A 26,595-nucleotide genomic window follows, 5' to 3' on the forward strand; every position below is an offset into this window, starting at 1 on the left:
GGGGTGCGGTCAGCGGATCCGCTCGGCGAGCCGCGGGGCGACCGGCAGCGTGCCGTGCGGGGCGGGACGGCGCGGGCCGGGCAGCGGGGTGCCGGGGGCCAGGCCGGCCGGCGGGACGGGGCGGCGCGGCACCGCCGAGGACGGCTGCGGGTGCACCGTCGAGGTCTCGGCGGACAGACCGAGCGCGGCGACCGAGATCTGCACGCCGCAGTCGGCGAGCGCGTCGAGTTCGCGGGCCGTCGGGTCCTCGGCGGCGGTGTGCTCGTCGGTGACCAGCCGGGTGATCCCATCGGTGGCGACGGTCTGGAACATGCTGTCCGCGCCGAGCTTGGTGTGGTCGGCGAGGACGATCACCTCGTTGGCGGACTGCACCAGGGCCCGGTCGACGCTGGCGGAGAGCATGTTGGCGGTGGACAGGCCGCGTTCGGCGGTCAGTCCGCTGCCGGAGATGAAGGCCTTGGTGACCCGCAGCCCTGCCAGCGACTGTTCGGCGCCGCTGCCGACCAGCGCGTAGTTGGATCCGCGCAGGGTGCCGCCCGTCATCACCACCTCGACGCGGTTGGCGTGCGCCAGCGCCTGGGCGACCAGCAGCGAGTTGGTGACCACCGTCAGCCCCGGCACCCGGGCGAGCCGGCGGGCCAGCTCCTGGGTGGTGGTGCCGGCGCCGACCACGATGGCGTCGCCCTCCTCGACCAGGCCCGCGGCGAGATCGGCGATGGCGCTCTTCTCGGCGGCGGCGAGGTGGGTCTTCTGCGGATAGCCGGGCTCCCGGCTGAAGCCGCCGGGGAGCACCGCGCCGCCGTGGCGGCGGTCGAGCAGCCCTTCGGCCTCCAGCGCCCGGACGTCCCGGCGGACGGTGACTTCGGAGGTCTGGACGACGCGGGCCAGCTCTCGGAGCGACACGGCTCCGTTGGCGCGCACCATCTCGAGGATCAACTGGCGACGTTCTGCAGCAAACACAGAACCGACGGTAACCCGAGTGACCGTCTGCTTTCAGGCGTTTGCACCTGGTAACTGGATTTGCTCACCTGAGAGCGGCGCACGACCGTACAATGCGCGCTCCGCCGGGCGGGTGAGCCGGGCGGCGTGCGCCCGGCTCGGCCCGAACGAGCCGGTGGAACGTCAGGAAGCGGCGCCTTCGCGCTTGCGAATGTGCAGCTGACGCGCCGCCTCGGCGGTGGAGCCGGACAGCGACGGGTAGACGGTGAACGTGTTGGCCACCTGCTCGACCGTCAGGTTGTTGTCCACGGCCAGCGAGATGGAGTGGATCAGCTCGGAGGCGCGCGGCGCGACCACCACACCGCCCACCACGATGCCGGTGCCGGGGCGGGCGAACAGCTTCACGAAGCCGTCCCGGATGCCCTGCATCTTGGCCCGCGGGTTGCCGCGCAGCGGGAGCTTGATCTCGACCGCGTCCATCTTTCCGCAGGACACGTCGGCGTGGGTGTAGCCGACGGTGGCGATCTCCGGGTCGGTGAACACGTTGGACGCCACGGTCTTCAGGTTCAGCGGCTGCACCGCGTCACCGAGCGCGTGGTACATGGCGATCCGGCCCTGCATGGCGGCCACCGAGGCCAGCATGAAGACGCCGGTGCAGTCGCCGGCCGCGTACACGCCGGGGGCGGAGGTGCGGGAGACCCGGTCCACCTTGATCTGGCCCCAGTCGTTGACCGCGACGCCGGCCTCCTCCAGGCCCAGGTCGGCGGTGTTGGGGATGGAGCCGACCGCCATCAGACAGTGCGTGCCGGTGATCACCTTGCCGTCGGCCAGCGTGACCTCGACCCGGTCGCCGATCCGCTTGACGCTCTCGGCACGCGAACGGCCCATCACGTTCATGCCGCGGCGGCGGAAGACGTCCTCCAGCACCTCGGCGGCGTCCGGGTCCTCGCCGGGCAGCACCCGGTCGCGCGAGGAGACCAGCGTGACGTTGGAGCCGAGCGCCTGGTAGGCACCGGCGAACTCGGCGCCGGTGACGCCGGAGCCGACCACGATCAGCTCGCGCGGCAGCTCCTCCAGGTCGTACACCTGCGTCCAGGCCAGGATCCGCTCGCCGTCCGGCTGGGCGTCGGGGAGTTCGCGCGGGCGCACGCCGGTGGCGATCAGCACCGCGTCGGCCCGCAGCGACTCGACGCTGCCGTCGGCGTGGTCGACCAGCACCTCGCGGGAGCCGTCGATGGCCTGCCCGCCGCTGCCGAGCCGGCCGCGGCCGCGCAGCACGGTGACGCCGGCCCGGGTGACGGCCTGGGTGATGTCGTGCGACTGGGCGATCGCCAGCCGCTTCACCCGTCGGTTCACCTTGCCGAGGTCCACCCCGACCACCCGGGCCGGGTCGGCGGCGTCCGGCGTGCCGTCCGCGACCAGGATGCCGAGTTCCTCGTACGAGCTGTCGAAGGTAGTCATCACCTCTGCGGTGGCGATCAGCGTCTTGGACGGCACGCAGTCCGTCAGCACCGCCGATCCGCCCAGACCGTCGCGATCGACGACGGTCACCTCCGCGCCGAGCTGGGCTGCCACGAGGGCCGCCTCGTATCCGCCTGGTCCGCCACCGATGATCACGATCCGAGTCACGTGCTCCATTGTCCCGCACGCCGGAACGGATTCCACGCCGGGGCCGTTGCTGTTGACCCTTGCTCCCGAAGATGGGGCCGAGGCTGCGGACGGACCTGCGCGGGCGGGCCGCTCCCGTAGGCTGGCGGTCATGTCGCTCTATGCCGCCTACGCCACCAACCTCGACGCCCGGCAGATGAGCCGGCGCGCGCCGCACTCCCCGCTGCGCGGCTCCGGCTGGCTGCCCGGCTGGCGGCTGACCTTCGGCGGCGAGCAGCTGGGCTGGGAGGGCTCGCTGGCCACCGTGGTGGAGGACGAGAAGGAGCAGGTCTTCGTCACGCTCTACGACATCGCCCCGATGGACGAAGAAGGCCTGGACCGCTGGGAGGGCGTGCAGCTCGGCATCTACCGCAAGGTGAAGCTGCGCGCGCAGACCCTGGACGGTGAGGTCGCGGTGTGGACGTACGTGCTGAACGACTACGAGGGCGGCCTGCCCGCGGCCCGCTACCTCGGCCTGATCGCGGACGCCGCGGAGAGCGCCGGCGCCCCCGACGACTACGTGCTGGACCTCCGCCGCCGCCCCTGCTGAAGACGTCTCCGCGCTGCTGACGCCGTCTCCGCGCTGCTGACGCCGTCTCCGCGCTTGCGCCGGACGGGAGTTCGGGCGTAGTCCGGCCGGGCCGGCGGGGACGAATGGCGGCGTTCCGTACATTCCGGGTAACGATCCGGCATGGCTCGGCCCAGCTGTCTACGCGCGTAGGCAGATTTGACCTATCCTCGACCTTGTGAACGCATCTCCTCAGACGGTCGTCTCCGCCGACCCCTACGCCGCCGCCCGGGAAGCCGCCGACCGGCTGCGCGAACTCACCGGCGCCGAACGCCACGACGTCGCCCTGGTGATGGGCTCCGGCTGGGTGCCGGCCGCCGACGCCCTCGGTGAGACGCTCTCCGAATTCCCGGTCACCGAGCTGCCCGGCTTCCCCGCCCCCGCGGTGGCCGGCCACGCGGGCACCATCCGCTCGGTCCGGATGCCCGGCGAGGGCGACCGCCGCGCGCTGGTCTTCCTCGGCCGCAACCACTACTACGAGGGCCACGGCGTGGCCACCGTGGTGCACGGCGTGCGCACCGCCGCCGCGGCGGGCTGCAAGACCATCGTGCTGACCAACGGCTGCGGCGGCCTGCGCCACGGCTGGACGCCCGGCCAGCCGGTGCTGATCAGCGACCACATCAACCTGACCGCGGACTCCCCGATCGTCGGCGCCAACTTCGTCGACCTCACCGACCTGTACTCCAAGCGCCTGCGCGCCCTGTGCCTCGAGGTCGACCCGTCGCTGGACGAGGCCGTGTACGTGCAGTTCCGCGGCCCGCACTACGAGACCCCGGCCGAGGTCAACATGGCCCGGGTGCTCGGCGGCGAACTGGTCGGCATGTCCACCACCCTGGAGGCCATCGCCGCCCGCGAGGCCGGCGCCGAGGTGCTCGGCATCTCGCTGGTCACCAACCTGGCTGCGGGCATCACCGGCGAGCCGCTCAACCACGCCGAGGTGCTGGAGGCCGGCAAGGCCTCCGCCGAGCGGATGGGCGCCCTGCTGGCGAAGGTCCTGGAGCGCATCTGACACCCCGCCCGGGAGGCGACTCCCGGGCGGCGCAGCACCTCTGACCGAGAATCGGCGCAGGACGACGGCGGCCACCGACGGGTTCGGTGGCCGCCGTCGCTCCGTTCGCCGCAGCACTGACACTCCTTCCACCCACGTACAGGGAGCGGGCCGCATGCCGAAGGCACCCACCACCGACCTCCTCGACCGGGCCCGGGCCTGGCTGGCCGAGGACCCCGACCCGCAGACCCGTGAGGAGCTGGCCGCGCTGCTGGCCGCCGCCGAGGGCCCGGGCGCCGAGTCCGGGGAGCGGATCGCCTGGTCGCGGCTGGCCGAACGGTTCGACGGGCGCCTCCAGTTCGGCACCGCCGGCCTGCGCGGCGAACTCGGCGCCGGCCCGATGCGGATGAACCGCGCCGTGGTCATCCGCGCCGCCGCCGGCCTCGCCGCGTACGTCCGCGCCAACCCCGCGCTCGGCGACCTGATCGTGATCGGCTACGACGCCCGCCACAAGTCGCACGACTTCGCCCTCGACACCGCCGCCGTCGTCGTCGGCGCCGGCCTGCGCGCCGCCGTGCTGCCCCGGCCGCTGCCCACCCCCGTCCTCGCGTACGCCATCCGGCACCTGGGCGCGGCGGCCGGCGTGGTCGTCACCGCCAGCCACAACCCGCCGCAGGACAACGGCTACAAGGTCTACCTGGGCGACGGCTCGCAGATCGTCCCGCCCGCCGACGCCGACATCGCCGCCGAGATCGACGCGCTCGGCGCCCTCGCCTCCGTGCCGCGCGCCACCGAAGGCTGGGAGGTCCTCGGCTCCGATGTTCTGGATGCCTACCTGACCCGCGCCGTCTCCGTCCTGGACACCGACGGACCCCGCTCGCTCACCACCGTCTACACCCCGCTGCACGGCGTCGGCCGCGACGTGCTGCTCGCCGCGTTCGAGCGGGCCGGCTTCCCGGCACCCACCGTGGTCGCCGAACAGGCCGAGCCCGACCCGGACTTCCCCACCGTCGCCTTCCCCAACCCGGAAGAGCCCGGCGCGATGGACCTGGCCTTCGCCACCGCCCGCGCCGCCCGCCCCGACCTGGTCATCGCCAACGACCCGGACGCCGACCGCTGCGCCGTCGCCGTCCCCACCCACGACGGCGACTGGCGGATGCTGCGCGGCGACGAGGTCGGCGCCCTGCTCGGCGCGGCCCTCGCCGCCAAGGGCGCGAGCGGCGTCTTCGCCACCACCATCGTCTCCTCCACCCTGCTCGGCAAGATCGCCGCCGCGGCCGGCCTCGGCTACGCGGAGACCCTCACCGGCTTCAAGTGGATCTCCCGCGCCGACGGCATCCGCTACGGCTACGAGGAGGCCCTCGGCTACTGCGTCGACCCCGACGGCGTCCGCGACAAGGACGGCATCACCGCCGCCCTCCAGATCGCCGAACTCGCCGCCGGCCTGAAGCGCGACGGCCGCACCCTCACCGACCTGCTCGACGACCTGGCCCTCGCCCACGGCCTGCACGCCACCGACCAGCTCTCGGTCCGCGTCGACGACCTCACCGTCATCGCCGACGCCATGCGCACCCTCCGCGACAAGCCCCCCGTCGAACTGGCCGGCCTCACCGTCACCCACGCCGACGACCTCACCGCCGGCACCCCCGAGCTCCCCCCGACCGACGGCCTCCGCTACTACCTCAGCGGCCCCACCGTCACCTCGGCCCGCATCGTGGTCCGCCCCTCCGGCACCGAGCCCAAGCTCAAGTGCTACCTGGAGGTCGTCCTCCCGGTCGCCACCCACGACGTCCTCCCGGCCACCCGCGAACAGGCCCACGCCCTGCTGACCACCATCAAGCAGGACCTGGCGCTCGCGGCCGGCCTCGTCTGACCGTCCGTCGACTTCGCAAAGCAGCAGGGCCCCGGGGAGAACCCCGGGGCCCTGCTGCTGTCTGCCGGGCGGCTCAGGTCGCCGCGATGACGGAGATCAGGGCGACCAGGCCCGCGAGGGTGGGGGCGATGACCCACCAGCACCAGGTGGCCTGGACCTCGCCGGTGGCGGCGGGGTTGGTGGCGTGGCGGTCGGCCTGTTCCTGGAGGGAGGTGACGACGGCGTCGGACCAGGCTCGGGTGGGGTCGAGCTGGTCGTGGCGCTGCGACTTCTTGCCGGTGGCGGGCAGGTGCGGGTCGCCCGCGGCCACGGCCTTGGCGGCGCGGCGGTTGGCCTTCTTGCGCTGGCGCAGCGAGACGGGGACCGCCCAGATCTGGAACTTGCGTCCGCCGGCGAAGAGTTCGACCGAGTAGCCGGCCTTCAGGCCCTCCACGCTGGCCCACGGCGCGACGACGGTGCGCAGCGGGTTGCGGACCAGCAGTCGCTGGTCGTTCGCCTTCACGATGGGCCGCAGGGTGTAGGCGGCCACCGGGAAGCAGAAGACGGGCGCGGCGGCGAGTGCGACCCACGGGGTGGCGCCGGTGCCGGAGACGATCGCGTCGCCGATCAGCCAGGCGGCGACTCCGAGCAGCATGACGCCCGCGATGACGCCGGGAACGGAGCGGTAGACGCGGTCGGCGTACTTGGGCCCGTTGGCGGCGGACCCCTGGTCGGGTGTCCGGTCGGATTCGGTCATGGCGTCGATTCTGCCCCAGTGGCACGGCCGTCCCCAATGGTGGCGGGGGCACGGGACGGTTACGAATGATCCGTCCCGTGACCTGGGGCGTTCAGACCTGGGGTGTTCAGGCGGTGCGGCGGCGCAGGGTGGCCGCGCCGAGGGCGAGTGCGAGCAGTGCGCTGCCGGCCACGACCGCGAGGTCGGCGAGCACGGGGCCGTCGAGGCCACCGCGGGTGGTGATCCGGCCCATCGCGTCGACCGCGTAGGAGAGCGGGAGGACGTCGGAGATCGCCCGCAGCGCGGGGGCCATGTTGTCGCGGGGGACGAACAGTCCGCAGAGCAGCAGTTGGGGCAGCAGGACGGCGGGCAGGAACTGGACGGCCTGGAACTCGGTGGCGGCGAACGCGGAGACCAGCAGGCCGAGGGCCATGCCGAGCAGTCCGTCGGCGAGGGCGACGGCGAACAGCAGCCAGGTCGGGCCGGCCACGTGCAGGCCGAGCAGGCCGATGGTGAGGGCGGAGGCGACGGCGGCCTGCACCAGGGCGACCAGGCCGAAGGCGAGGGCGTAGCCGAGCAGCAGGTCGAGCTTGCCGAGCGGCATGGTGAGCAGGCGTTCCAGGGTGCCGGTGGTGCGTTCGCGGAGCATGGCCACCGAGGTGACCAGGAACATCACCATCAGCGGGAAGACGCCGAGCAGTTCGGGCCCGATCCGGTCGAAGGTGCCGGGCTGCCGGTCGTACATGTACTTGAGCAGCACCAGCAGCAGGCAGGGGACGGCCAGCAGCATGGCGATGGTGCGCGGGTCGTGGCGCAGTTGGGCGAGGACGCGGCGGGCGGTGGCCAGGGTGCGGCGGGTGGCGGCGCTCATCGGACGGTCTCCTGCGGCTGCTGCACGAGGGTGAGGAAGGCGCTCTCCACGTCGGGCGCGCCGGTGGCGGCGAGCAGCGCGGCGGGGGTGTCGTGGGCGAGCAGTCGGCCGTCGCGCATCAGCAGCAGGCGGTCGCAGCGGGTGGCTTCGTCCATCACGTGGCTGGAGACCAGCAGGGTGGCGCCGCCTCGGGCGAGGGTGGCGAACAGTTGCCAGAGGTCGTGGCGCAGGACGGGGTCGAGGCCGACGGTGGGTTCGTCCAGGACGAGCAGTTCGGGGTGGCCGAGCAGTGCGGCGGCGAGCGAGACGCGGGCGCGCTGGCCGCCGGAGAGCCGGGCGACGGGGGTGCGGCGGTGGGCGTCCAGGCCGACCAGTTCGATGACCCGGTCGGGGTCGGTGCGCGGGGCGCCCAGAATGGCGGCGAAGTAGTCGAGGTTCTCGCCGACGGTCAGGTCGCCGTAGACGGACGGGGCCTGGGTGACGTAGCCGACCCGGTCGCGCAGGGCGGCGCTGCCGGCGGGGCGGCCGAGCACGGTGACGGTGCCGGCGTCGGTGCGCTGTACGCCGACGACGGCGCGCAGCAGGGTGGTCTTGCCGCAGCCGCTGGGTCCGAGCAGGCCGGTGACGGTGCCGCGGGGGACGTCGAGGTCGAGGCCGGGCAGCACGGTGGTGCCGCCGCGCCGGACGACGAGTCCGGTGATCCGGATCGCGGGGTCGTCGGCCGGCCCCGCCGCAGAATTCATCATGCGATGAATTCTGCGCCGCCGCGCCGGACCCGTCAAGGCCGCGGACACCCGCCGCAGTGAGCTGCGTCACCCACGTCAACCGGAGCGTCCCGCCGTTCGTAGCGACAGGTAAGCAACCGAAATCTGCCGAGGAGCCGACCGATGACCGAGGAGGAGTTCACCGAGTTCTACAGCCACTCGGTCCGCCGGCTCACCGGCCAGCTGTACGTCGTCACCGGCGACCTGCACGAGGCGCAGGACGTGGTCCAGGAGGCCTTCGTCCGCGCCTGGGGCCACCGCCGTACGCTTGACCGCGACCACGCCCCCGAAGCCTGGGTGCGCACCGTCGCGGGCCGCCTGGCGATCAGCCGCTGGCGGCGGACCCGCACCGCCGCCCGGGCCTGGCGGCGGCACGGCCGACCCGCCGACGTGGACGGCCCGGACCCGGCCTCCGTCGATCTGACCGCCGCGCTGCGCCGCCTGTCCGAACGCCAGCGCCTGTGCGCCGCCCTCTACTACGTCTGCGACCTGCCGCTGGACCAGATCGCCGCCGAGACCGGCATGGCCCCGGGCACCGTCAAGGCCCACCTGTCCCGGGCCCGGGCCGCCCTCGCCCAGCACCTCGACACCCCCTCCGAGGCCGAGGAGAACCTCCGATGACGTCCATCGACGCGCGCCTGGCCGGCGCGCTGCGGACGGCCGCCGACGCCGCCTCCGCCCGCACCGCCGCCCCGCCCGCACCGCGGATCGCCGCGCTCGGCCGCCGGCGCCGCCGGGTCCGGGTCGGCGCGACCGTCACCGTCACCGCCTGCCTGGCGATCGCCGTGGGCGTCACGCTCACCCCCGGCCGCCCGTCCCGCACGGTCGGCCCGGCCGACGCCCCGTCGCTCACCACGCCGACCCCGTCCGCCGTCCCCGGCCCGAGCGCCTCCGCCACACTTGGCCCGTCCGGCCCGCAGGGGCCGACCGCCTCCCTGACCACGCCGCCCCCGCCGCCCGTGCCGAGCAACACCCCGGCCCAGCCGTGAACCCCGACCGACCAGGACCCCCGATGCCCAGCACCCCGCTGACCGACCACCCGCCGATACCCGCCGTGCCGGGCCCGCGCCGGGCGGACGACCCGCCCCGCCCGGACCCGCTGGCCCGGCTGTGGCACACCGCCGGCCCGGCCGTCGCGGTGTACGCCGGCGCGCTGACGCTGCACCTGACGCTGCTGGCCCTGATGATCACCCGGCCCGGCACCACGCTGACCGACCGGCTGACCTCCTGGGACGGGCGGCACTTCCTGGAGATAGCCACCGACGGCTACCCGGACAGCTACACGTACACCCCCAAGGGCGAGCTGACCGGCAACAACCTGGCGTTCTTCCCGCTGTTCCCGATGCTGGTCCGCATCGTGCACGCGGTGACCGGCCTGAGCTGGGCCGTCTCCGGCATCGTCGCCGCCCAGCTGGCGCTGCTCGCCGCCCTGGTGCTGATCCACCAGCTGATCAGCCGGCTGTACACCCGGCGCACCGCCACCGTCGTGCTGGTGCTGCTGGCGGCGGCGCAGCCGATGTCCCTGGTGTTCTTCATGTCGTACAGCGAGTCGCTGCTGCTGGCCACCGCCGCCGCCACGCTGCTCGCCGCGCACCGCCGGGCCTGGCTCACCGCCGGCGCGTTCGCCTTCCTCGCCGGGCTGACCCGCCCGGCCGGTATCGCCGTGATCGCCGCGCTCGGCGTCGCCGTCCTGCTGGAGATGTACCGCGAGCGCCGGGTGCTCGGCCGCCCGCTGGCCGCCACCGCGCTGGCCTGCACCAGTACCCCGCTGTACCTGTGGTGGGTCGCCGACCGGCTGGGCAGCGCCGACGCCTGGTTCACCGTCCAGCGGGCCGGCTGGAACACCCAGTGGGACTGGGGTTCCTCGCTGTGGGAGTTCCTGGTCCGCACCCTGCAGACCGGCGAGGGCTGGGTCCCGGTCTCGATAGCCGTCCTGGTGATCGCCCACCTGCTGGCCACCGCCCTGACCGTCCGCCGCACCACCTGGCCGCCGCTGCTGGTCTACGGCGCGACGGTGGTGGTGCTGACGCTGGCGCAGAGCAACTACTACCACTGCAAGCCGCGCCTGCTGGCCCCCGCGCTGATCTTCCTGCTGCCCGTCGCCGGCGCCCTCGCCCGGGCCCGCCGCTCCACCCGGGTGGCCGTCCTGGGCGGCGCCGCGCTGTTCGGCTGCTGGTACGGCGCCTACATGGTCACCGCCTGGCCGTACGCCATCTGACCGCCACTGACACCCCGTCAGACGGATCCCGCCGCGGGGCTTGACAGCCCGCCGATAAGCGGTACGGCAGCAGCGGGCCGGTTCGGTACGATTGCGGCGGCCGGGCGGCTGCTGAGAACGCGCCGCGGAACCGGCCCTCGACACCCGCTCGCGGGCACCGCCACGTGCCCGCCGGAGAGCATCGGAGTTCCTCAGGATGACTCGGCAGTTGATCACCAGCGCGCTTCCCTACATCAACGGGATCAAGCACCTGGGCAACATGGTCGGGTCGATGCTCCCGGCGGACGTGTACTCCCGCTACCTGCGCCAGCGCGGCCACGAGGTGCTGTACATCTGCGCCACCGACGAGCACGGCACCCCGGCCGAACTGGCCGCCCAGGAGGCCGGGCTGCCGGTCGCCGAGTTCTGCGCCCGGGCGCACGACCAGCAGAAGGCCATCTACGACGGCTTCCAGCTGTCCTTCGACTGGTTCGGCCGCTCGTCCTCGCCGCAGAACCGGGAGATCACCCAGGAGATCGCCCGCGAGCTGCACGCCAACGGTTTCATCGAGGAGCGGGCGATCCGCCAGGTCTACTCGATCGCCGACGGCCGCTTCCTGCCCGACCGCTACATCGTCGGCACCTGCCCGCACTGCGGCTACGACAAGGCCCGCGGCGACCAGTGCGAGAACTGCACCCGCGTCCTCGACCCGACCGACCTGCTGAACCCCCGTTCGGCGATCAGCGGCAGCGCCGAGCTGGAGGTCCGGGAGACCAAGCACCTGTTCCTGCTCCAGTCCAAGCTGACCGACGAGGTCGAGGCCTGGATCGCCGAGCACGGCGACAGCTGGCCGGTGCTCGCCTCCTCGATCGCCCGCAAGTGGCTCACCGAGGGCCTGCAGGACCGCGCCATCACCCGTGACCTCGAATGGGGCGTCCCCGTCCCCGCCGACGTCTGGCCGGAGCTGGCCGCCGAGGGCAAGGTCTTCTACGTCTGGTTCGACGCCCCGATCGAGTACATCGGCGCCACCAAGGAGTGGGCCGACGCGACCGGCGGCGACTGGCGCTCCTGGTGGTACGAGGCCGACGACACCGTCCGCTACACCGAGTTCATGGCCAAGGACAATGTCCCGTTCCACACGGTGATGTTCCCCGCCACCATCCTCGGCTCGCGCCAGCCGTGGAAGAAGGTCGACTACGTCAAGGCCTTCAACTGGCTGACCTACTACGGCGGCAAGTTCTCCACCAGCCAGAAGCTCGGCATCTTCACCGACGTCGCGCTCGAACTGCTCCCCGCCGACTACTGGCGCTACTACCTGATGGCGAACGCCCCGGAGTCCGACGACTCCAGCTTCACCTGGGACCTGTTCGCCGCCACCGTCAACAAGGACCTCGCCGACACCCTCGGCAACTTCGTCAACCGCGTGCTGTCCTTCAGCCGCAAGCGCTTCGGCGACGAGGTCCCGGCCGGCGCGGAGAACAGCGAGACCGAGACGGCCCTCGGCGCGCAGATCGCCGACCTGCTCGCCGAGTACGAGACCCAGCTCGACGCGCTCAACTTCCGCAAGGCCGCGCAGGCGCTGCGCGCGCTCTGGTCGGCCGGCAACGCCTACCTCGACGTGACGGCCCCCTGGACGCAGATCAAGACCGACCCGGAGGCCGCGGCCCGCACCCTGCGCACCGCGATCAACCTGATCCACCTCTACTCGGTGGTCTCCGAGCCGTTCATCCCGACGGCGGCCAAGACGATCCGCGAGTCCTTCGCGCTGGACGGCGACACCCGCACCTGGATCAGCGCCGACGAGGCCCGCTCGCTCTCGCTGGTCCCGGCCGGCACCGGCTTCACCGTCCCGCCGGTCCTGTTCGCCAAGATCACCGACGAGGACCTGGCCACCTGGACCGAGCGCTTCGGCGGCGGCGAGGCCTGACCTCCCCTCAGCCCGTCAGGTACCCCTGGACGGTGCGGCCCAGCAACGGGGCCAGCACCTCCGGGGGTGCCGAGGCCAGCGGCTCCACCCCGATCACGTACCGGGCCACCGCCAGCCCGACGATCTGCGACATCACCAGCTCCACCCGCAACTCCGGCTGCTCGACGTCCAACTGGGCCGCCACCCGGTCGACCAGCTCGGTCACCATGAAGGACCGCATCAGCGCCGCCACCTCCTCACTGGCCGCCGCCGTCCGCACCAGCGCGAGCAACCGGTCCCGCACCGCAGGCTGCTCCCACAACCCCAGCACGAACCCCGCCACCCGCTCCCCCACCGTCGCCGGGTCCCCCCCGAACACCTCCGCGACCACCACCTGCGGTTCGAACGGGAACTCCAGCGCGGCCATGAACAGCCGGTCCTTGCTCCCGAAATAGTGGTGCAGCAACGCCGCATCCACCCCCGCCGCCCGCGCGATCGCCCGCATGCTCGCCTTCTGGTACCCCCGCGCCGCGAATTCGGCCCGCGCCGCCACCAGCACGACCCCCCGAGTGTCCTCACCCCCGGGCCGTCGGCCCCTTGCCTTCGCTTCGCTCACCCCCAAATGGTGCACCACCAGGGGGCCCCGACAGGGGCTCGGGGAACGGCGGGAGCCCCGACAGGGGCTCGGGGAACGGCGAGGGCATGTCTGCGGATGATCAACAGGGCGCAAGGCGTTCCGCCGTTTCCGGTTCCCGTCTTTCACCGCCAGCAACACGACCCCCCGCTGTCCCCGACCATCCGCAGACTCGCCCTCGCAGTTCCCCGAGCCCCTGATTTCCTCCCCGACCTACCAACGCCCTACGCGCGTAGATATGCTGCTCTGGTGACTATGTCCACTCTTGCAGCCAACGCCCCCGGCGCCACGGGCGGCGGCCTCGCGGACGTCGCGGCGTCCGAGGCCACCTTGCGCCGTTTCCTGCACGGCCTGCCCGGGGTCGACCAGGTGGGCCTGGAGGCGCGCGCAGCGACTCTCGGCACCCGGTCGATCAAGACCACCGCCAAGGCCTTCGCCATCGATCTCGCCATCTCGATGATCGACCTGACCACGCTGGAGGGCGCGGACACGGTCGGCAAGGTCCGCTCGCTGTGCGCGAAGGGCCTGAGCCCGGACCCGACCGATCGCAGCACCCCGCAGGTCGCGGCGATCTGCGTGTATCCGGACATGGTCGAAACCGCGAAGTCCGCGCTGCGCGGCAGCGGCATCCAGGTGGCGTCGGTGGCCACCGCGTTCCCGTCCGGCCGGGCGGGGATGCCGGTGAAGCTGGCGGACACCGCGGAGGCGGTCGCCGCGGGCGCCGACGAGATCGACATGGTGATCGACCGGGGTGCCTTCCTCTCCGGCCGTTACCTGGAGGTCTTCGAGGAGATCCGCGCCGTCAAGGAGGCGTGCAAGCGTCCCGACGGCAGCTCCGCCCACCTGAAGGTGATCTTCGAGACCGGCGAGCTGCAGACGTACGACAACGTCCGCCGCGCGTCCTGGCTGGCGATGATCGCGGGTGCGGACTTCATCAAGACGTCCACCGGCAAGGTCGCGGTCAACGCGACTCCCCCGGTGACGCTGCTGATGCTGGAGGCGGTGCGGGACTTCCGCGCGGCCACCGGCACCCAGGTCGGTGTGAAGCCGGCCGGCGGCATCCGCACCACCAAGGACGCGATGAAGTACCTGGTGATGGTGAACGAGACGCTGGGCGACGACTGGCTGAGCCCGCACTGGTTCCGGTTCGGCGCGTCCAGCCTGCTGAACGACCTGCTGATGCAGCGCCAGAAGCTGCGCACCGGCCGGTACTCCGGTCCCGACTACGTGACGGTGGACTGACCATGGCGAAGACCGACAAGAAGACCGCGGAGAAGACCGCACAGCCCGCGAAGCCCTCCGGCCTGTTCGAATACGCACCCGCGCCCGAATCCCCCGCCGCCGCGGGCGAGATCGCGACGTCCTACGGCCACTTCATCGGCGGCCGGTTCGTCGACTCCTCCGGCTCGGAGGCGCTGAAGACCGTCAACCCGGCGACCGAGCAGGTGCTGGCGGAGTTCGCGCAGGGCACCGAGGAGGACGTGGACCGCGCGGTGGCCGCCGCCCGCAAGGCGTTCACCGACTGGTCGTCGCTGCCGGGCAGCGAGCGCGCCAAGTACCTGTTCCGGATCGCCCGGATCATCCAGGAGCGCAGCCGTGAGCTGGCCGTCCTGGAGTCGATCGACAACGGCAAGCCGATCCGCGAGACCCGCGACGTCGACCTCCCGCTGGTCGCCGCGCACTTCTTCTACTACGCGGGCTGGGCCGACAAGCTGGACTTCGCCGGCTTCGGCCAGAACCCGCGTCCGCTGGGTGTCGCCGGCCAGGTGATCCCGTGGAACTTCCCGCTGCTGATGCTGGCGTGGAAGGTCGCCCCGGCTCTGGCCACCGGCAACACCGTGGTGCTGAAGCCCGCCGAGACCACCCCGCTGACCGCTCTGCGGTTCGCCGAGATCTGCCGCCAGGCGGGCCTGCCGGACGGTGTGGTGAACATCGTCACCGGTGACGGCCGCACCGGCGCCGCGCTGACCGCGCACCCGGACGTCGACAAGGTCGCCTTCACCGGCTCCACCCCGGTCGGCCGGGCGATCGCCAAGCAGATCGCCGGCACCCGCAAGAAGCTCTCGCTGGAGCTCGGCGGCAAGGCCGCGAACATCGTGTTCGACGACGCGCCGCTGGACCAGGCCGTCGAGGGCATCGTCAACGGCATCTTCTTCAACCAGGGCCACGTGTGCTGCGCGGGCAGCCGCCTGCTGGTGCAGGAATCGATCCAGGACGAGCTGCTGGACGCGCTGAAGCGCCGGATGGGCACCCTGCGGGTCGGCGACCCGCTGGACAAGAACACCGACATCGGCGCGATCAACTCGGCCGCGCAGCTGGCCCGGATCACCGAGCTGGCCGCCGCCGGCGAGCAGGAGGGCGCCGAGCGCTGGGCACCGGAGTGCGAACTCCCGGGCGCGGGCTACTGGTTCCGCCCCACCCTGTTCACCGGCGTCTCGCAGGCCCACCGGATCGCCCGCGAGGAGATCTTCGGCCCGGTGCTGTCGGTGCTGACCTTCCGCACTCCCGCCGAGGCGGTGGAGAAGGCCAACAACACCCCGTACGGGCTGTCCGCAGGCATCTGGACGGAGAAGGGCTCGCGCATCCTGTGGATGGCGAACCGGCTCCGGGCGGGCGTGGTGTGGGCGAACACCTTCAACAAGTTCGACCCGACCTCGCCGTTCGGCGGGTACAAGGAGTCCGGTTACGGCCGCGAGGGTGGCCGGCACGGTCTGGAGGCCTACCTCGATGTCTGAGACCACAGCGCGAATTGACGTCTTCAAGACCTACAAGCTGTACGTCGGCGGGAAGTTCCCGCGCTCGGAGAGCGGCCGGGTGTACGAAGTGACTGACGCAAAGGACCAGTGGCTGGCCAACGCCCCGCTGGGCACCCGCAAGGACACCCGGGACGCCGTGCTGGCCGCCCGCGCGGCCGTGAAGGGCTGGTCGGGCACCACCGCGTACAACCGCGGCCAGGTGCTGTACCGGGTCGCCGAGATGCTGCAGGGCCGCCGCGAGCAGTTCACCGCCGAGGTGGCCGCCGCCGAGGGGCTGGGCACCAAGAAGGCGGCGGCGCTGGTGGACGCGGCGATCGACCGCTGGGTCTGGTACGCGGGCTGGACCGACAAGGTCGCGCAGATCGCGGGCAACGCCAACCCGGTGGCCGGGCCGTTCTTCAACCTGTCCACCCCGGAGCCGACCGGCGTGGTCGGCGTGGTCGCCCCGCGCACCGGTCACGGCTTCTCGCTGCTCGGCCTGGTGTCGGTGATCGCCCCGGCGATCGCCACCGGCAACACCGTGGTGGTGGCGGCCGCCGAGCAGGCCCCGCTGCCCGCGCTGTCGCTGGGCGAGGTGCTCGCCACCTCCGACGTGCCGGGCGGCGTGGTCAACCTGATCTCCGGCCGAACCGCGGACATCGCCCCGACGCTGGCCTCCCACCAGGACGTCAACGCCCTCGACCTGGCCGGCGCGATCGACCAGGACGGCCCCGGCGCGGCGGCCGCCCTGGAGGCGTCGGCGGCCGATACATTGAAGCGAGTGGTCCGACCGGCCGCCGACCCGTCCGCCGTGGACTGGACGGTCAACCCCGGCACCGGGCGACTGCTCTCCTTCCTGGAGACGAAGACGGTCTGGCACCCGATGGGCATCTAGCCCGGCCCGACCGGCCAACTCCACACAGACCGGCCGCCCTCTGCGCCCCTACCCCCCCGGGGGCCCGGGCGGCCGCGACGGGCCCGCACTTCTCCCCCCCCTGGTGCGGGCCCGTCCTCATGCCCTCCCACCCGAATCGGGGCCGAACGGCGGGTTACGACCAGCCCCTCGGATGCCCCAGACTGGTATCTCGTGAGTGACTCCCCGCTGAACCGCCGCCCGATATCCCGCGTCATCCTGCTGTCGGGCCCTTCGGGGTCGGGGAAGTCCTGCCTGGCGGAGCGCAGCGGGCTGCCGGTGCTGCAGCTCGACGACTTCTACAAGGACGGCGACGACCCGACGCTGCCGCAACTGCCGGACGGCGGTGGGCCGGACTGGGACTCGCCGGACTCCTGGCACCGCGAGCAGGCGCTGGACGCGATCCGCAGGCTGGCGTTCGAGGGGCAGGCCGACGTGCCGACGTACTCGATCCCGGCGAACGGCCGCTCCGGCCACCGCGTACTCGAACTGGACGGCGCCGCGGCGTTCGTCGCCGAGGGCATATTCGCGGCCGAACTGGTGCGCCGCTGCGAGGCGGAAGGCCTGCTCGGCGACGCCCTGTGCCTGCGCAACAAGCCCGCCACCACGGCCTGGCGGCGCTTCCGCCGGGACGTCCGGGAGGGCCGCAAGTCGATCCCCTACCTGCTGCGCCGCGGCCTGCGGCTGATGCGCTCCGAGCGCGGCATCGTCGCCCGCCAGGTCGAACTGGGCTCCTACGCCTGCTCGGGCGTCGAGGCGGGCCGCCGGATCGCGGCGGTGGCGCGGCAGTTGCCCGCCGAGCTGGTCTGAGGCGCGCGGGCATGGGCGAGCGCTGGCTGGTGGCGGGGCTGGGCAATCCGACCCGCCGGTACGCGGGGACGCGGCACAACGCGGGCTTCCTGGTGGCCGACCGGCTGGCCGGGCGCCACGGTGCCCGCTGGCGCGGGCTGACCACCCGCACCGCCTCGTTCGAACTCGACGGGCGCACCGTGCTGTTGGCCGAGCCGCAGTGGTCGATCAACCTGTCGGGGCGTCCGGTCGCGGCGCTGCTGCGTCGCCACCAGGTGCCGGTGGAGCGGCTGTTGGTGGTGCAGGACGACCTGGACTTCCCGTTCGGCACGGCCCGGCTGAAGCGCGGCGGCGGCCCGGGCGGCCACAACGGCGCCCGCTCGGTGCACCGGGCGCTGGGCACCGCCGACTACGCGCGGCTACGGGTGGGCGTGGGCCGGCCGCCGAAGGGCACCCGGGTCGACGAGTGGGTGGTGCAGCGGTTCTCCGACGCCGAGCGGGAACGCATGCCGGAGCTGCTGGACCGCTGCGCGGACGCCGTGGCGGCGTTCGTGCTGCGCGGCCTGAACCGCGCCCAGGACGTGCTGCACACCACCGACGCGCGCTGACCGGGCCTCAGACCTCGTCGGGCACGCCGCGGCGGACCAGCCAGGGCAGGAAGAACCAGAGGCCGGCGAAGACCAGCGCGATCACCGCGGTGATCGGGACGGCCGCCGGGAAGCCGAGGACCACGGCGAGGACCAGCAGGACGGCGCCGCTGAGTGCCATCGCCAGCAGGACCAGGCCGACCTGGGCGATCCGGGCGGAGACCTTGACGATCCGCCGCCGGTCGGGATGGTGGGCCAGGCCGCGGTGCAGGGCGACGGGCGTGGCGAGCACGGCGGCGGCGACCACCGACAGCAGCAGCACGACGACGTACAGGTCCTGCCGGACGTCGTCGAGTTCGGCGAACCGCGGGGTGAAGGCGACACCGAGCAGGAACGCGAAGACGATCTGCACACCGGTCTGCAGCACCCGCAGTTCCTGGAGCATCTCGACCAGCCGCCGGTCGGCGCGGGCCTGCGGGTTCTCCGCGACAGGGTCGTCCATCCGCTCATTGTGGCGGCAGCCGGTCCGGGAGACGACGGAGGCGGGCCCCGGTGCGTTCTCCCCCGCACCGGGGCCCGCCTTCGTCTGTGGTGCCGGACGGCCCCCGACGGCCCGCTCCCCCGAGCGGTCCGCCGTCGTCCGGCACCTTCCCCCACCACCCCGTCCCCCACGGGAGTTTCTGTGGTCAGGCGACCAGCTCGCCGAAGGCGTGCACGGTGTCGCCCGAGCGGTTGAGCTGCTCGTCGTCGCGCATCCGGCGCAGCGCGCGCCAGATGGAGCTCTTCACGGTGCCGACGCTGATGTTGAGGATGTCGGCGATCTCCGGGTCGGTCCGGCCCTCGTAGTAGCGCAGCACCAGCATGGTGCGCTGGTTCTCGGGCAGCTTGGCGAGCGCCTGCCAGAGCACGGTGCGCAGTTCGGTGCCGCCCATGGCGTCGGTGTCGCCGGCGTGCTCGGGGAGTTCCTCGGTCGGGTACTCGTTGACCTTGCGGCGGCGCCAGGCGGAGATGTGCAGGTTGGTCATGGTGCGGCGGAGGTAGCCGCCGACCGCGGCCTTGTCGGTGATCCGGCCCCAGGCCCGGTAGGTCGAGAACAGCGCGGACTGCAGCAGGTCCTCGGCCTCGTAGCGGTCGCCGGTGAGGTGGTAGGCGGTGGCGTACAGGGAGGCGCGGCGCTCGCGCACGTACGCGGTGAACTCGGCGACGTCGCGTGCCTCGTCCTTCGCGGCGGCCGGGTGCTCCCCCTGCGCGCCTCCCTGGTCGGCCTGCTCCCCACGGAAGGTCTGCGGCGCGAGCCGCAGCGTCCGTCCCGCGGCCGGGTTCCCTGCCCGGCCGTGGGTGGTGTCCCCGCTCCTGGTCCCCACAACCGGGCGGCGGGTTCCGGCGCTGTGTGCGCATCCCCGTACGAGGACGGCGCCGGACTTCTCCTCCTCGTGACGCGGCCGGTTGGTGCCCAGCACGGCTGCACGCGGCCCGGCGTTTCGGGTCGTCAGCGTTGCGGTCATCGGGCACCCCCATGGTCGGTACGAGCGGTTCCTTGCTCGCCGCCGCACCGGGCCGGGCCTGGTGCGTTTGTTGCGGCGACAAGGAAAATCCTGCCGGTCGCTCGTCATGGAGGTGTCTGTCGACTGTCACAGGGCTGTCACAAGGGCGGCCGGTTCAAGGCATTCGCCGGCTCCGAGATGGCTGACGCCGGAGCGGGCCGGTCCGGTTCCCGGGTGCGTGAGGATCACCCGGGTGGGTGTTTCCCGGGTCAGGGTGGGACACAATGACCTCCGTGTCTTTCCTGCTTCTGATCGAGGACGACGACGCCATTCGCACCGGCCTCGAACTCGCCCTCACCCGCCAGGGTCACCGGGTCGCGACCGCCGCGTCCGGCGAGGACGGTCTGCGCCTGTTCAAGGAGCAGCGTCCGGATCTGATCGTGCTCGACGTGATGCTGCCGGGCATCGACGGTTTCGAGGTGTGCCGGCGGATCCGCCGTACCGACCAGCTGCCGATCATCCTGTTGACGGCGCGCTCCGACGACATCGACGTGGTGGTCGGGCTGGAGTCCGGCGCCGACGACTACGTGGTGAAGCCGGTGCAGCCGCGGGTGCTGGACGCCCGGATCCGCGCCGTACTGCGGCGCGGTGAGCGGGAGAGCTCCGACTCGGCGGCGTACGGCGGCCTGGTGATCGACCGGTCGGCGATGACCGTCACCAAGGACGGCCAGGACCTCCAGCTGACCCCGACCGAGCTGCGGCTGCTGCTGGAGCTGAGCCGCCGCCCGGGGCAGGCGCTGTCCCGGCAGCAGCTGCTGCGGCTGGTGTGGGAGCACGACTACCTGGGCGACTCCCGTCTGGTGGACGCGTGCGTGCAGCGGCTGCGGGCGAAGGTCGAGGACGTGCCGTCCGCGCCGACGCTGATCCGTACCGTCCGCGGGGTCGGCTACCGTCTGGACCCGCCCGCGTGACCTCTTCCTTCTGCCTGGTGAGCTCTTCTTGACCGACGATCAGTCCGCGCCGCGCCGTGCCCGTCCGCTGTCCTGGCGGTGGTTCGGTTCGCTCCGGCTCAGTTCGCTGCGGGTCCGGCTGATCGCGGTGTTCGCCGCGGTCGCGCTGATCACCGCGGTGTCCGCGTCCGGCATCGCCTACTGGCTGAACCGCGACGCGGTGCTCCGGCGTGCCCAGAACGCCTCGCTGAACGACTTCCGGGGCTCGCTGACCCGCAACGTCTCCGACCTGCCGCTGCACCCGACCTGCCAGGACCTGGCCTCGCTGGCGGTGCAGGTGGCGAGTTCCGGCCTGGCGTACGACGTGGTGGTGGTCGACGACTCGCAGCCGGACTGCACCGCCTCGTCCGACCCGATCGCCTTCACCGTCAAGCAGGTGCCGGCGGCGCTGGTCACCGCCGTCAACAAGCCGCGCGAGATCGGCCCGGGCAACCCGTACGAGTACCACCTGTACTGGCAGCGGGTGAACCTGGCCGGGCCGTACGTGGTCGGCGGGACGAAGGTGGCGCCGGGCGGGCCGACCGCCTACATGTTCAAGTCGCTGCAGAACGAGCGCGCCGACCTGAACACTCTGGGCTGGTCGCTGGCGTTCGCCACGCTGCTGGCGCTGGTCGGCTCCGCGCTGCTCGCGCAGGGCGCCTCGGCGACGGTGCTGCGGCCGGTGCGCCGGCTCGGCGACGCCGCCCGGCAGCTCGGCGAGGGCAAGTTGGACACCCGGCTCGACGTCGACGGCAACGACGAACTCGCCGATCTGGCGCGGACGTTCAACCGCACCGCGGAGTCGCTGTCGGAGCAGGTCGCGGAGCTGAGCGCGCGCGAGGCGCAGTCCCGGCGGTTCGTCGCCGACATGTCGCACGAGCTGCGCACCCCGCTGACCGCGATGACCGCCGTCACCGACATCCTGGAGGACGAGGCCGACTCGCTCGACCCGATGATCGAGCCCGCGGTGCGGCTCGTGGTCTCCGAGACCCGGCGGCTGTCCGACCTGGTGGAGAACCTGATGGAGGTGACCCGGTTCGACGCGGGCACCGCCAAGCTGGTCGCCGACGAGGTCGACATGGCCGACCTGATCATGTCCTGCATCGACGGCCGGGCCTGGTACGACGCGGTCGAACTGGACGCCCCGCGCGGCATCCTGGCGGTGGTCGACCCGCGCCGTCTGGACGTGGTGTTCGCCAACCTGATCGGCAACGCGCTCAAGCACGGCGGCTCCCCGGTGAAGGTGAAGGTCCGGCAGGACGACGACACCCACACGGTGGTGGTGTCGGTCTCCGACGGCGGCCCCGGTATCCCCGAGGACGTGCTGCCGCACGTGTTCGACCGCTTCTACAAGGCCGACAAGGGCCGGGCCCGCTCCGAGGGCAGCGGCCTGGGCCTGTCCATCGCCGAGGCCAACGCCCGCATCCACGGCGGCACCATCACCGCCGCCAACCACCCGGAGGGCGGTGCCGTGTTCACCCTCACCCTGCCGCTCACCCAACCGCCCGCCCCCGGCCCGGAAGAGGCCCGATGACCACCCGCCGCCGCATCCGCGCCGTCGCCCTGCTGGCCGGCTCGACGGCCCTGCTCACCGGCTGCGGCATCCGCCCCACCGCGGTGCCGGTCGACGCCGGCGCGCCCGCCAGCCGCACCGCCTGCCCCACGCCGGTGCTGATGCCGGTCGCCCCGGCGGCGAGCCCGACCGCCACGCCTCCGGCCGCCCTGCCGACCGCGCCCGGCGCGTCCGGGAAGCCGCCCGCCAAGACCGTGCCGACGCCGTCGGCCACGGCGTCGGCCCCGGCGTCACCGGCGGTGTCGGCGCCCGGGGTGTTCGGCGCGCCGTCAGCGAGCCACTGCCCCTGATCACTCGTCCGGCGGAACCACCTCCGGTACGGCGCGCGTCCCCCGGAATGTGCACACCAATGCGCGAACCGATCACACGACGGCGCCGTACCGGCAGCGGACGGCAGCCCGGCTGCTACTGACCCTCCACCTGCTGGCACTCGGCTGGCTGGCCGTCCGCCCGATCACCGCACCCTGGACCGGCCCGTCCAACCTCACCCCGTTCGCCACCGTGCACCAGGCGCTCGCCGCCCACACCTTCCTCGGCGCCCTCGCCTCCGGCACCCTCCCGCTGGCCCCCGTCGGTGTCCTCCTCCCGCTCGCCGTCGGCACCCCCCGGCGCGGCTGGCTGCTCTCATTCCTCCGCACCACCGGCGCCGTCGCGCTCCTCGCCACCGGCCTGGAGATCCTGGCGGGCTGGGCCCCCGGCCACGTCCTCAACGTCGACAACATCCTGCTCGGCACCCTCGGCGCGGCCGCCGCCCACCTGCTCCTGATTCCCCCGATCCGCGCCCGCGCCCTGCGCCGCCCGACCGCGCCCCGCGCCGTGGCACCGCGCCAGGAAAGCCCGAAGGGCCGGACCCAGCCGCATCCGCGACCCGCCCCGGCCCTCCCGGTCCTCGGCTCCCCGGTGGCACCGCGCCGCTGAGCGCGCCGTACCCCCGGACGCGCCGGTGTCACTGCCCGGCGGCGCCTGCGGTCCGCTCAGCGGTTTCCGTCGAGGACAATCCGGTGGCCGCTCGCGTCGGCGGTCTCGTCGGCGGACGGCGGGGTGACCTCCACCGGCTTGCCAAAAGCGTCGAACCGGATCGCGGTGGCGCTGTCGCCGGTCTCGTTCGCCGACAGCAGGTACGGCTGGCCCTCGGCGGCGATCGCCACCATGCCGGACGAGCCGTGCGGGCCGCCCTCGCCGGAGCGGAAGCCGAGGAACACCGCCCGGGTGCCGCTCACCGGCCGGACGCCGGTCTTGGTCCACTCCCCGACGGCCTTCAGCGGTCCGTCGCCGGTCGCCAGCCGGAACACCAGGTCGCAGTACCCGGCGTAGGACTTGCCGAGCTCGCCGGTGCCGGTCAGCCACTTGTCGGCCAGTGCGGGCCCGGCGTCCGGCAGCGCGGCCTGGAACATGGAGGCGGAAGGTTTCACCCACACCGTTCCGCCGTGCCGCCGCACCTCCGCCTCGACGCCGTCCTCGGACACCGTCCCGGTGCAGTCGCCGTCCCGGGTGACGGAGAGCGAGTACTCGAGCGTCCCGGCCTTCCGCTGCTGCCGGATCGTCCCGCGCAGCGAGGTCAGCTCCGCGCCCGCCTGCCGGGCCTTCTCCAGGACCTGCTCGGGCGTCAGGTCCTCCAGGCCGCCGCCCGCCCCCGCCACGGACGCCGCGTCGTCCCCGCCGGCGCGGTCCGGTTCGCAGGCCGCCACCGAGACCACCCCGGCCAGCCCCAGCACGACCAGCCCGACCAGGACCGCCGTGGTCGGCCACTGTTTCGCCCGCATCGCTCTCGCCCCTCGCTTCGTTCCCCGGTGATCCCGGTGCCGCGAGTCTTCCAGCCGCCCAGGGCCCGGCACCACCGTTTCCGGAGGTTCGGACGGGGCGCGGCCCGCCTTGATCTCGGGGTCCGTCCCGGAGTCGACCCCGAGGCCGGGATCACCCCGGACGGGGAGCGTCTCCGGGTCCGAATCCGCATCTCGGCGGACGGAAAACCGCAGGTCGCGGCGGGACGATGGAGTCAGCCCGGTCGGACCGCCCGACCCGGGAGCACTCCCCCGGAGGAGAAGATGAGCGTCCTCGCCCGTCCCCGTCAGCACCGCATCCTCGGCGGCGTCTGCGCCGGCATCGCCCAGCGCTTCGGGCTCACCGCGTGGACGGTCCGGGTCATCTTCCTGGCGTCCTGCCTGCTGCCGGGCCCGCAGTTCCTGATCTACCTGGCGCTGTGGCTGCTGCTCCCCCAGGAGCCGTGACCCGCCCGCCACCGCCCATGACGAAGGGGCCGCCCCGCGGGGCGGCCCCTCGGCCGTGTCCGGATCCGGCGGTGTGTCAGCCACCCACGCCGGGCAGGGCCGGCAGGCCGGGGGCGCCGCCACCGGTCGGGGAGAGGCTGGTCAGCGTGCCGATGACGCCACCGACCGGGGTCTTGGCCAGGCCCTGGCCGCCGGGGACGGAGTCCAGGCCGCCGATCCGGTGGGCGGCCTCGGGCGCGGCGGCCTGCTGGCCGTCGGCGCCGGCCGGGCCGACCTGCTCGGCGACCTGCCCGGTCTGCTCGGTCGCCTGGTCGGCGGCCTGGACCGGGGTACCGGCGGCCGGGTTGAGCGCGCCGGTGACGGTGCCGAGCTGGTCGGCGCCGGGCAGCTTGCTCACGGCCCCGGTGGCGGCGCCGGTCACGGCCGGGTTGGTGAGCGCGCCGGTCGGCAGTCCGAGGCCGCCGGGGGCGACCGGCGCGGCCGAGGCGGTGCCCGCGGCAACGGCGGCGGCGACAACGCCGAGCACGGCGGTGCCGGCGGCCTTCAGAGTGGCCTGCTTCATGTGTGCGTCCTCAGTCCTGGTCGGGTCGGTGCGGGGTCGCGGACCCGGGGGATTCAGGGCGCGACCGTCACGCCGAGTCAGCAGTGACCGGCTCACCGTAGTGAGAGCGACGCGCCCGGTTCAAAGCCGACCACTCCCCCGAGTGATAAGTCCGACCATCTCCATGGACGTTGACCACGTGCCGGCTCGTCAGTCCCGCGGACCGAACAGCCACTCGGCCTTCAGCTCCGCGTACCCCGGCTTGATCACGTCACCGATCATCGCCAGCCGCTCGTCGAACGGCAGGAACGCCGACTTCATCGCGTTGACGGTGAACCACTCCAGGTCGCCCAGCGTGTAACCGAACGCGTCCACCAGGTGCTCGAACTCGCGGCTCATGCTGGTGCCGCTCATCAGCCGGTTGTCGGTGTTGACGGTGACCCGGAACTTCAGCCGCGCCAGCAGCCCGATCGGGTGCTCGGCGTACGACTCCGCCGCACCGGTCTGCAGGTTCGACGTCGGGCACATCTCCAGCGGCACCCGCCGGTCACGCACGTACGCCGCCAGCCGTCCGAGCTCCACCCGGCCGTCCTCGCCGACCGTGATGTCGTCGACGATCCGCACACCGTGACCGAGCCGGTCCGCGCCGCAGCACTGCACCGCCTCCCAGATCGACGGCAGCCCGAAAGCCTCGCCGGCGTGGATCGTGAAGTGGTTGTTCTCGCCCTTGAGGTAGTCGAACGCGGCCTGGTGCCGGGTCGGCGGGTGACCGGCCTCCGCACCCGCGATGTCGAACCCGACCACGCCACGGTCCCGGTGACGGTTCGCCAGCTCGGCGATCTCCAGCGAACGGGCCGCGTGCCGCATCGCGGTCAACAGCGTCCCGACCCGGATCCGGTGCCCGCGCGCCCGGGCATTCGCCTCGCCCAACCGGAAGCCCTCGTTGACGGCCTCCACCACCTCGTCCAGCGTCAGCCCCGCCTCCAGGTGCTGCTCCGGCGCGTACCGCACCTCGGCGTACACCACGCCGTCCGCCGCCAGGTCCTCCGCACAGTCGGCGGCCACCCGGATCAACGCCTCCCGGGTCTGCATCACCGCACAGGTGTGCGCGAACGTCTCCAGGTACCGCTCCAGCGACCCCGAATCCGCCGCCTCCCGGAACCACACCCCCAGCGCCTCCGGGTCCGTGGTCGGCAGCCCTTCGTACCCGCAATCGGCCGCCAACTCGACAACCGTCTCCGGCCGCAACCCGCCGTCCAGGTGGTCGTGCAACAGCACCTTCGGCGCCCGGACGATCTGCTCCGCCGTGGGAACACGCGGGACCGTGGTGCCCGCGAGAGTGGTCTGCTTCTCCATTGCCGGAGCATAGCCCCTACGCGCGTAGATCGCCTACGCGACCCACGCCGCACTCGGGGCCTCCGCCAAGCCGCAGGACACCCCGGCCCGGCGGCAACAGCACGAGGCGCCCCGGAGCGCCACAACCCGACGGCGTGAGTGGGCGGGTCGCGTGCCAGGCGAGGCCGATGGCTCGGCGGGTGCACAGGGCGGCGACTTCGAGCTCGACGACGCCCGGCCCTTCCCCCGCGAAGCGGACCCGCCGCGAGGACGCTCCCCGACACGGCACCACGAAGTCCCGGAGCGCCACCGCCGGAGG

Annotated in this window: 28 protein-coding genes; 17 read left to right on the forward strand and 11 right to left on the reverse strand. The window is 73.0% G+C overall.

Translation table 11 applies throughout. The features are described from left to right. Window positions 1–9 precede the first annotated feature (9 nt). Window positions 10–924, reverse strand: coding sequence for a DeoR/GlpR family DNA-binding transcription regulator (locus tag ACFYST_RS31075; RefSeq protein WP_387645014.1), 915 nt, complete (start codon window positions 922–924; stop codon window positions 10–12). Window positions 925–1,122: 198 nt separating this feature from the next. Further along, window positions 1,123–2,577: an NAD(P)H-quinone dehydrogenase gene (locus ACFYST_RS31080; RefSeq protein WP_387867151.1), complete on the reverse strand. Its 1,455-nt coding sequence runs from the start codon at window positions 2,575–2,577 to the stop codon at window positions 1,123–1,125. Window positions 2,578–2,698: 121 nt separating this feature from the next. Here ACFYST_RS31080 and ACFYST_RS31085 point away from each other — a divergent pair, with 121 nt between their 5' ends. The 3 genes from ACFYST_RS31085 (at window position 2,699) to ACFYST_RS31095 (ending at window position 6,015) form a co-directional block, all read left to right on the forward strand. Beyond that, window positions 2,699–3,136: a gamma-glutamylcyclotransferase gene (locus tag ACFYST_RS31085; RefSeq protein WP_387644804.1), complete on the forward strand. Its 438-nt coding sequence runs from the start codon at window positions 2,699–2,701 to the stop codon at window positions 3,134–3,136. 196 nt (window positions 3,137–3,332) lie between these two features. Continuing rightward, a complete protein-coding gene (locus tag ACFYST_RS31090) occupies window positions 3,333–4,163 on the forward strand; it encodes a purine-nucleoside phosphorylase (RefSeq protein ID WP_387867153.1) in 831 nt (276 codons plus the stop codon). Between the two features lie 154 nt (window positions 4,164–4,317). Further along, window positions 4,318–6,015 carry a phospho-sugar mutase gene (locus ACFYST_RS31095; protein WP_387867155.1) on the forward strand — a complete coding sequence of 566 codons (1,698 nt, stop codon included), beginning with the start codon at window positions 4,318–4,320 and terminating at the stop codon, window positions 6,013–6,015. A 73-nt stretch (window positions 6,016–6,088) separates the two neighbouring features. Here ACFYST_RS31095 and ACFYST_RS31100 read toward each other — a convergent pair whose 3' ends face one another. The 3 genes from ACFYST_RS31100 to ACFYST_RS31110 all read right to left on the reverse strand — a co-directional run bounded on the left by ACFYST_RS31100 (window position 6,089) and on the right by ACFYST_RS31110 (window position 8,347). Continuing rightward, window positions 6,089–6,751 (reverse strand): PH domain-containing protein, encoded by a 663-nt coding sequence (locus ACFYST_RS31100; RefSeq protein ID WP_387644796.1) that lies wholly within the window; start codon window positions 6,749–6,751, stop codon window positions 6,089–6,091. 106 nt (window positions 6,752–6,857) lie between these two features. Continuing rightward, window positions 6,858–7,601, reverse strand: coding sequence for an ABC transporter permease (locus tag ACFYST_RS31105; RefSeq protein WP_387867157.1), 744 nt, complete (start codon window positions 7,599–7,601; stop codon window positions 6,858–6,860). After that, the gene (locus ACFYST_RS31110; protein ID WP_387867160.1) at window positions 7,598–8,347 is read right to left on the reverse strand and encodes an ABC transporter ATP-binding protein; all 750 of its coding nucleotides are present in this window, start codon (window positions 8,345–8,347) and stop codon (window positions 7,598–7,600) included. Before ACFYST_RS31110 ends, ACFYST_RS31105 begins: the two co-directional genes overlap by 4 nt. A gap of 141 nt (window positions 8,348–8,488) precedes the next feature. On the opposite strand from ACFYST_RS31110, the gene ACFYST_RS31115 reads away from it, so the two are divergent. The 4 genes from ACFYST_RS31115 to metG all read left to right on the forward strand — a co-directional run bounded on the left by ACFYST_RS31115 (window position 8,489) and on the right by metG (window position 12,489). After that, window positions 8,489–8,986 carry a SigE family RNA polymerase sigma factor gene (locus tag ACFYST_RS31115; RefSeq protein WP_387644789.1) on the forward strand — a complete coding sequence of 166 codons (498 nt, stop codon included), beginning with the start codon at window positions 8,489–8,491 and terminating at the stop codon, window positions 8,984–8,986. Then, a complete protein-coding gene (locus ACFYST_RS31120) occupies window positions 8,983–9,354 on the forward strand; it encodes a hypothetical protein (protein ID WP_387867163.1) in 372 nt (123 codons plus the stop codon). The genes ACFYST_RS31115 and ACFYST_RS31120 overlap by 4 nt, the downstream gene beginning before the upstream one ends. Window positions 9,355–9,377: 23 nt before the next feature. Further along, a complete protein-coding gene (locus ACFYST_RS31125) occupies window positions 9,378–10,583 on the forward strand; it encodes a mannosyltransferase family protein (RefSeq protein ID WP_387867166.1) in 1,206 nt (401 codons plus the stop codon). A 196-nt stretch (window positions 10,584–10,779) separates the two neighbouring features. Next, entirely contained in the window at window positions 10,780–12,489 is a 1,710-nt protein-coding gene (metG, locus tag ACFYST_RS31130; protein WP_387867169.1) for a methionine--tRNA ligase, read from the forward strand. 7 nt (window positions 12,490–12,496) lie between these two features. Here the strand turns inward: metG and ACFYST_RS31135 are convergent, their stop codons facing one another. Continuing rightward, on the reverse strand, window positions 12,497–13,102 hold the full coding sequence (locus tag ACFYST_RS31135; RefSeq protein WP_387867171.1) for a TetR family transcriptional regulator: 606 nt from the start codon (window positions 13,100–13,102) through the stop codon (window positions 12,497–12,499). 255 nt (window positions 13,103–13,357) lie between these two features. Here ACFYST_RS31135 and deoC point away from each other — a divergent pair, with 255 nt between their 5' ends. The 5 genes from deoC (at window position 13,358) to pth (ending at window position 18,147) form a co-directional block, all read left to right on the forward strand. Further along, a complete protein-coding gene (gene deoC, locus ACFYST_RS31140) occupies window positions 13,358–14,344 on the forward strand; it encodes a deoxyribose-phosphate aldolase (protein ID WP_387867212.1) in 987 nt (328 codons plus the stop codon). 2 nt (window positions 14,345–14,346) lie between these two features. After that, window positions 14,347–15,837, forward strand: coding sequence for an aldehyde dehydrogenase family protein (locus ACFYST_RS31145; protein WP_387867174.1), 1,491 nt, complete (start codon window positions 14,347–14,349; stop codon window positions 15,835–15,837). Continuing rightward, a complete protein-coding gene (locus ACFYST_RS31150; RefSeq protein ID WP_387867177.1) occupies window positions 15,830–16,732 on the forward strand; it encodes an aldehyde dehydrogenase family protein in 903 nt (300 codons plus the stop codon). The genes ACFYST_RS31145 and ACFYST_RS31150 overlap by 8 nt, the downstream gene beginning before the upstream one ends. Before the next feature lie 192 nt (window positions 16,733–16,924). Beyond that, window positions 16,925–17,560: an ATP-binding protein gene (locus ACFYST_RS31155; protein WP_387644774.1), complete on the forward strand. Its 636-nt coding sequence runs from the start codon at window positions 16,925–16,927 to the stop codon at window positions 17,558–17,560. Window positions 17,561–17,571: 11 nt separating this feature from the next. Continuing rightward, the gene (pth, locus tag ACFYST_RS31160) at window positions 17,572–18,147 is read left to right on the forward strand and encodes an aminoacyl-tRNA hydrolase (protein WP_387644772.1); all 576 of its coding nucleotides are present in this window, start codon (window positions 17,572–17,574) and stop codon (window positions 18,145–18,147) included. Window positions 18,148–18,154: 7 nt separating this feature from the next. Here pth and ACFYST_RS31165 read toward each other — a convergent pair whose 3' ends face one another. Beyond that, window positions 18,155–18,628: a DUF6328 family protein gene (locus tag ACFYST_RS31165; RefSeq protein WP_387867180.1), complete on the reverse strand. Its 474-nt coding sequence runs from the start codon at window positions 18,626–18,628 to the stop codon at window positions 18,155–18,157. Between the two features lie 184 nt (window positions 18,629–18,812). Beyond that, window positions 18,813–19,619: a SigE family RNA polymerase sigma factor gene (locus ACFYST_RS31170; RefSeq protein ID WP_387645009.1), complete on the reverse strand. Its 807-nt coding sequence runs from the start codon at window positions 19,617–19,619 to the stop codon at window positions 18,813–18,815. Between the two features lie 284 nt (window positions 19,620–19,903). Between ACFYST_RS31170 and ACFYST_RS31175 the strand changes: the two genes are divergently transcribed. Genes ACFYST_RS31175 through ACFYST_RS31190 form a run of 4 tightly spaced genes read left to right on the forward strand, consistent with a single transcriptional unit; the run spans window position 19,904 to window position 23,090 of the window. After that, the gene (locus ACFYST_RS31175) at window positions 19,904–20,581 is read left to right on the forward strand and encodes a response regulator (RefSeq protein ID WP_380487084.1); all 678 of its coding nucleotides are present in this window, start codon (window positions 19,904–19,906) and stop codon (window positions 20,579–20,581) included. Window positions 20,582–20,609: 28 nt separating this feature from the next. Then, window positions 20,610–22,133: an ATP-binding protein gene (locus ACFYST_RS31180; protein WP_387867182.1), complete on the forward strand. Its 1,524-nt coding sequence runs from the start codon at window positions 20,610–20,612 to the stop codon at window positions 22,131–22,133. Then, on the forward strand, window positions 22,130–22,462 hold the full coding sequence (locus tag ACFYST_RS31185; protein WP_387867184.1) for a hypothetical protein: 333 nt from the start codon (window positions 22,130–22,132) through the stop codon (window positions 22,460–22,462). The genes ACFYST_RS31180 and ACFYST_RS31185 overlap by 4 nt, the downstream gene beginning before the upstream one ends. 49 nt (window positions 22,463–22,511) lie before the next feature. Next, complete coding sequence (locus ACFYST_RS31190) at window positions 22,512–23,090, forward strand: VanZ family protein (RefSeq protein WP_387644760.1); 579 nt, start codon at window positions 22,512–22,514, stop codon at window positions 23,088–23,090. 56 nt (window positions 23,091–23,146) lie between these two features. Here ACFYST_RS31190 and ACFYST_RS31195 read toward each other — a convergent pair whose 3' ends face one another. Next, on the reverse strand, window positions 23,147–23,935 hold the full coding sequence (locus ACFYST_RS31195) for a hypothetical protein (protein WP_387867186.1): 789 nt from the start codon (window positions 23,933–23,935) through the stop codon (window positions 23,147–23,149). 282 nt (window positions 23,936–24,217) lie between these two features. Between ACFYST_RS31195 and ACFYST_RS31200 the strand changes: the two genes are divergently transcribed. Continuing rightward, complete coding sequence (locus ACFYST_RS31200) at window positions 24,218–24,400, forward strand: PspC domain-containing protein (RefSeq protein ID WP_387644756.1); 183 nt, start codon at window positions 24,218–24,220, stop codon at window positions 24,398–24,400. A 76-nt stretch (window positions 24,401–24,476) separates the two neighbouring features. Here ACFYST_RS31200 and ACFYST_RS31205 read toward each other — a convergent pair whose 3' ends face one another. Together ACFYST_RS31205 and ACFYST_RS31210 are read right to left on the reverse strand one after the other, a co-directional pair. After that, on the reverse strand, window positions 24,477–24,962 hold the full coding sequence (locus ACFYST_RS31205; protein ID WP_387867189.1) for a hypothetical protein: 486 nt from the start codon (window positions 24,960–24,962) through the stop codon (window positions 24,477–24,479). A gap of 189 nt (window positions 24,963–25,151) precedes the next feature. Further along, window positions 25,152–26,297: an adenosine deaminase gene (locus ACFYST_RS31210; RefSeq protein WP_387644751.1), complete on the reverse strand. Its 1,146-nt coding sequence runs from the start codon at window positions 26,295–26,297 to the stop codon at window positions 25,152–25,154. Window positions 26,298–26,595 lie beyond the last annotated feature (298 nt).

Origin of the sequence: Kitasatospora sp. NPDC004614, from assembly GCF_042873675.1 — a bacterium.
Classification (GTDB): Bacteria; Actinomycetota; Actinomycetes; order Streptomycetales; family Streptomycetaceae; genus Kitasatospora.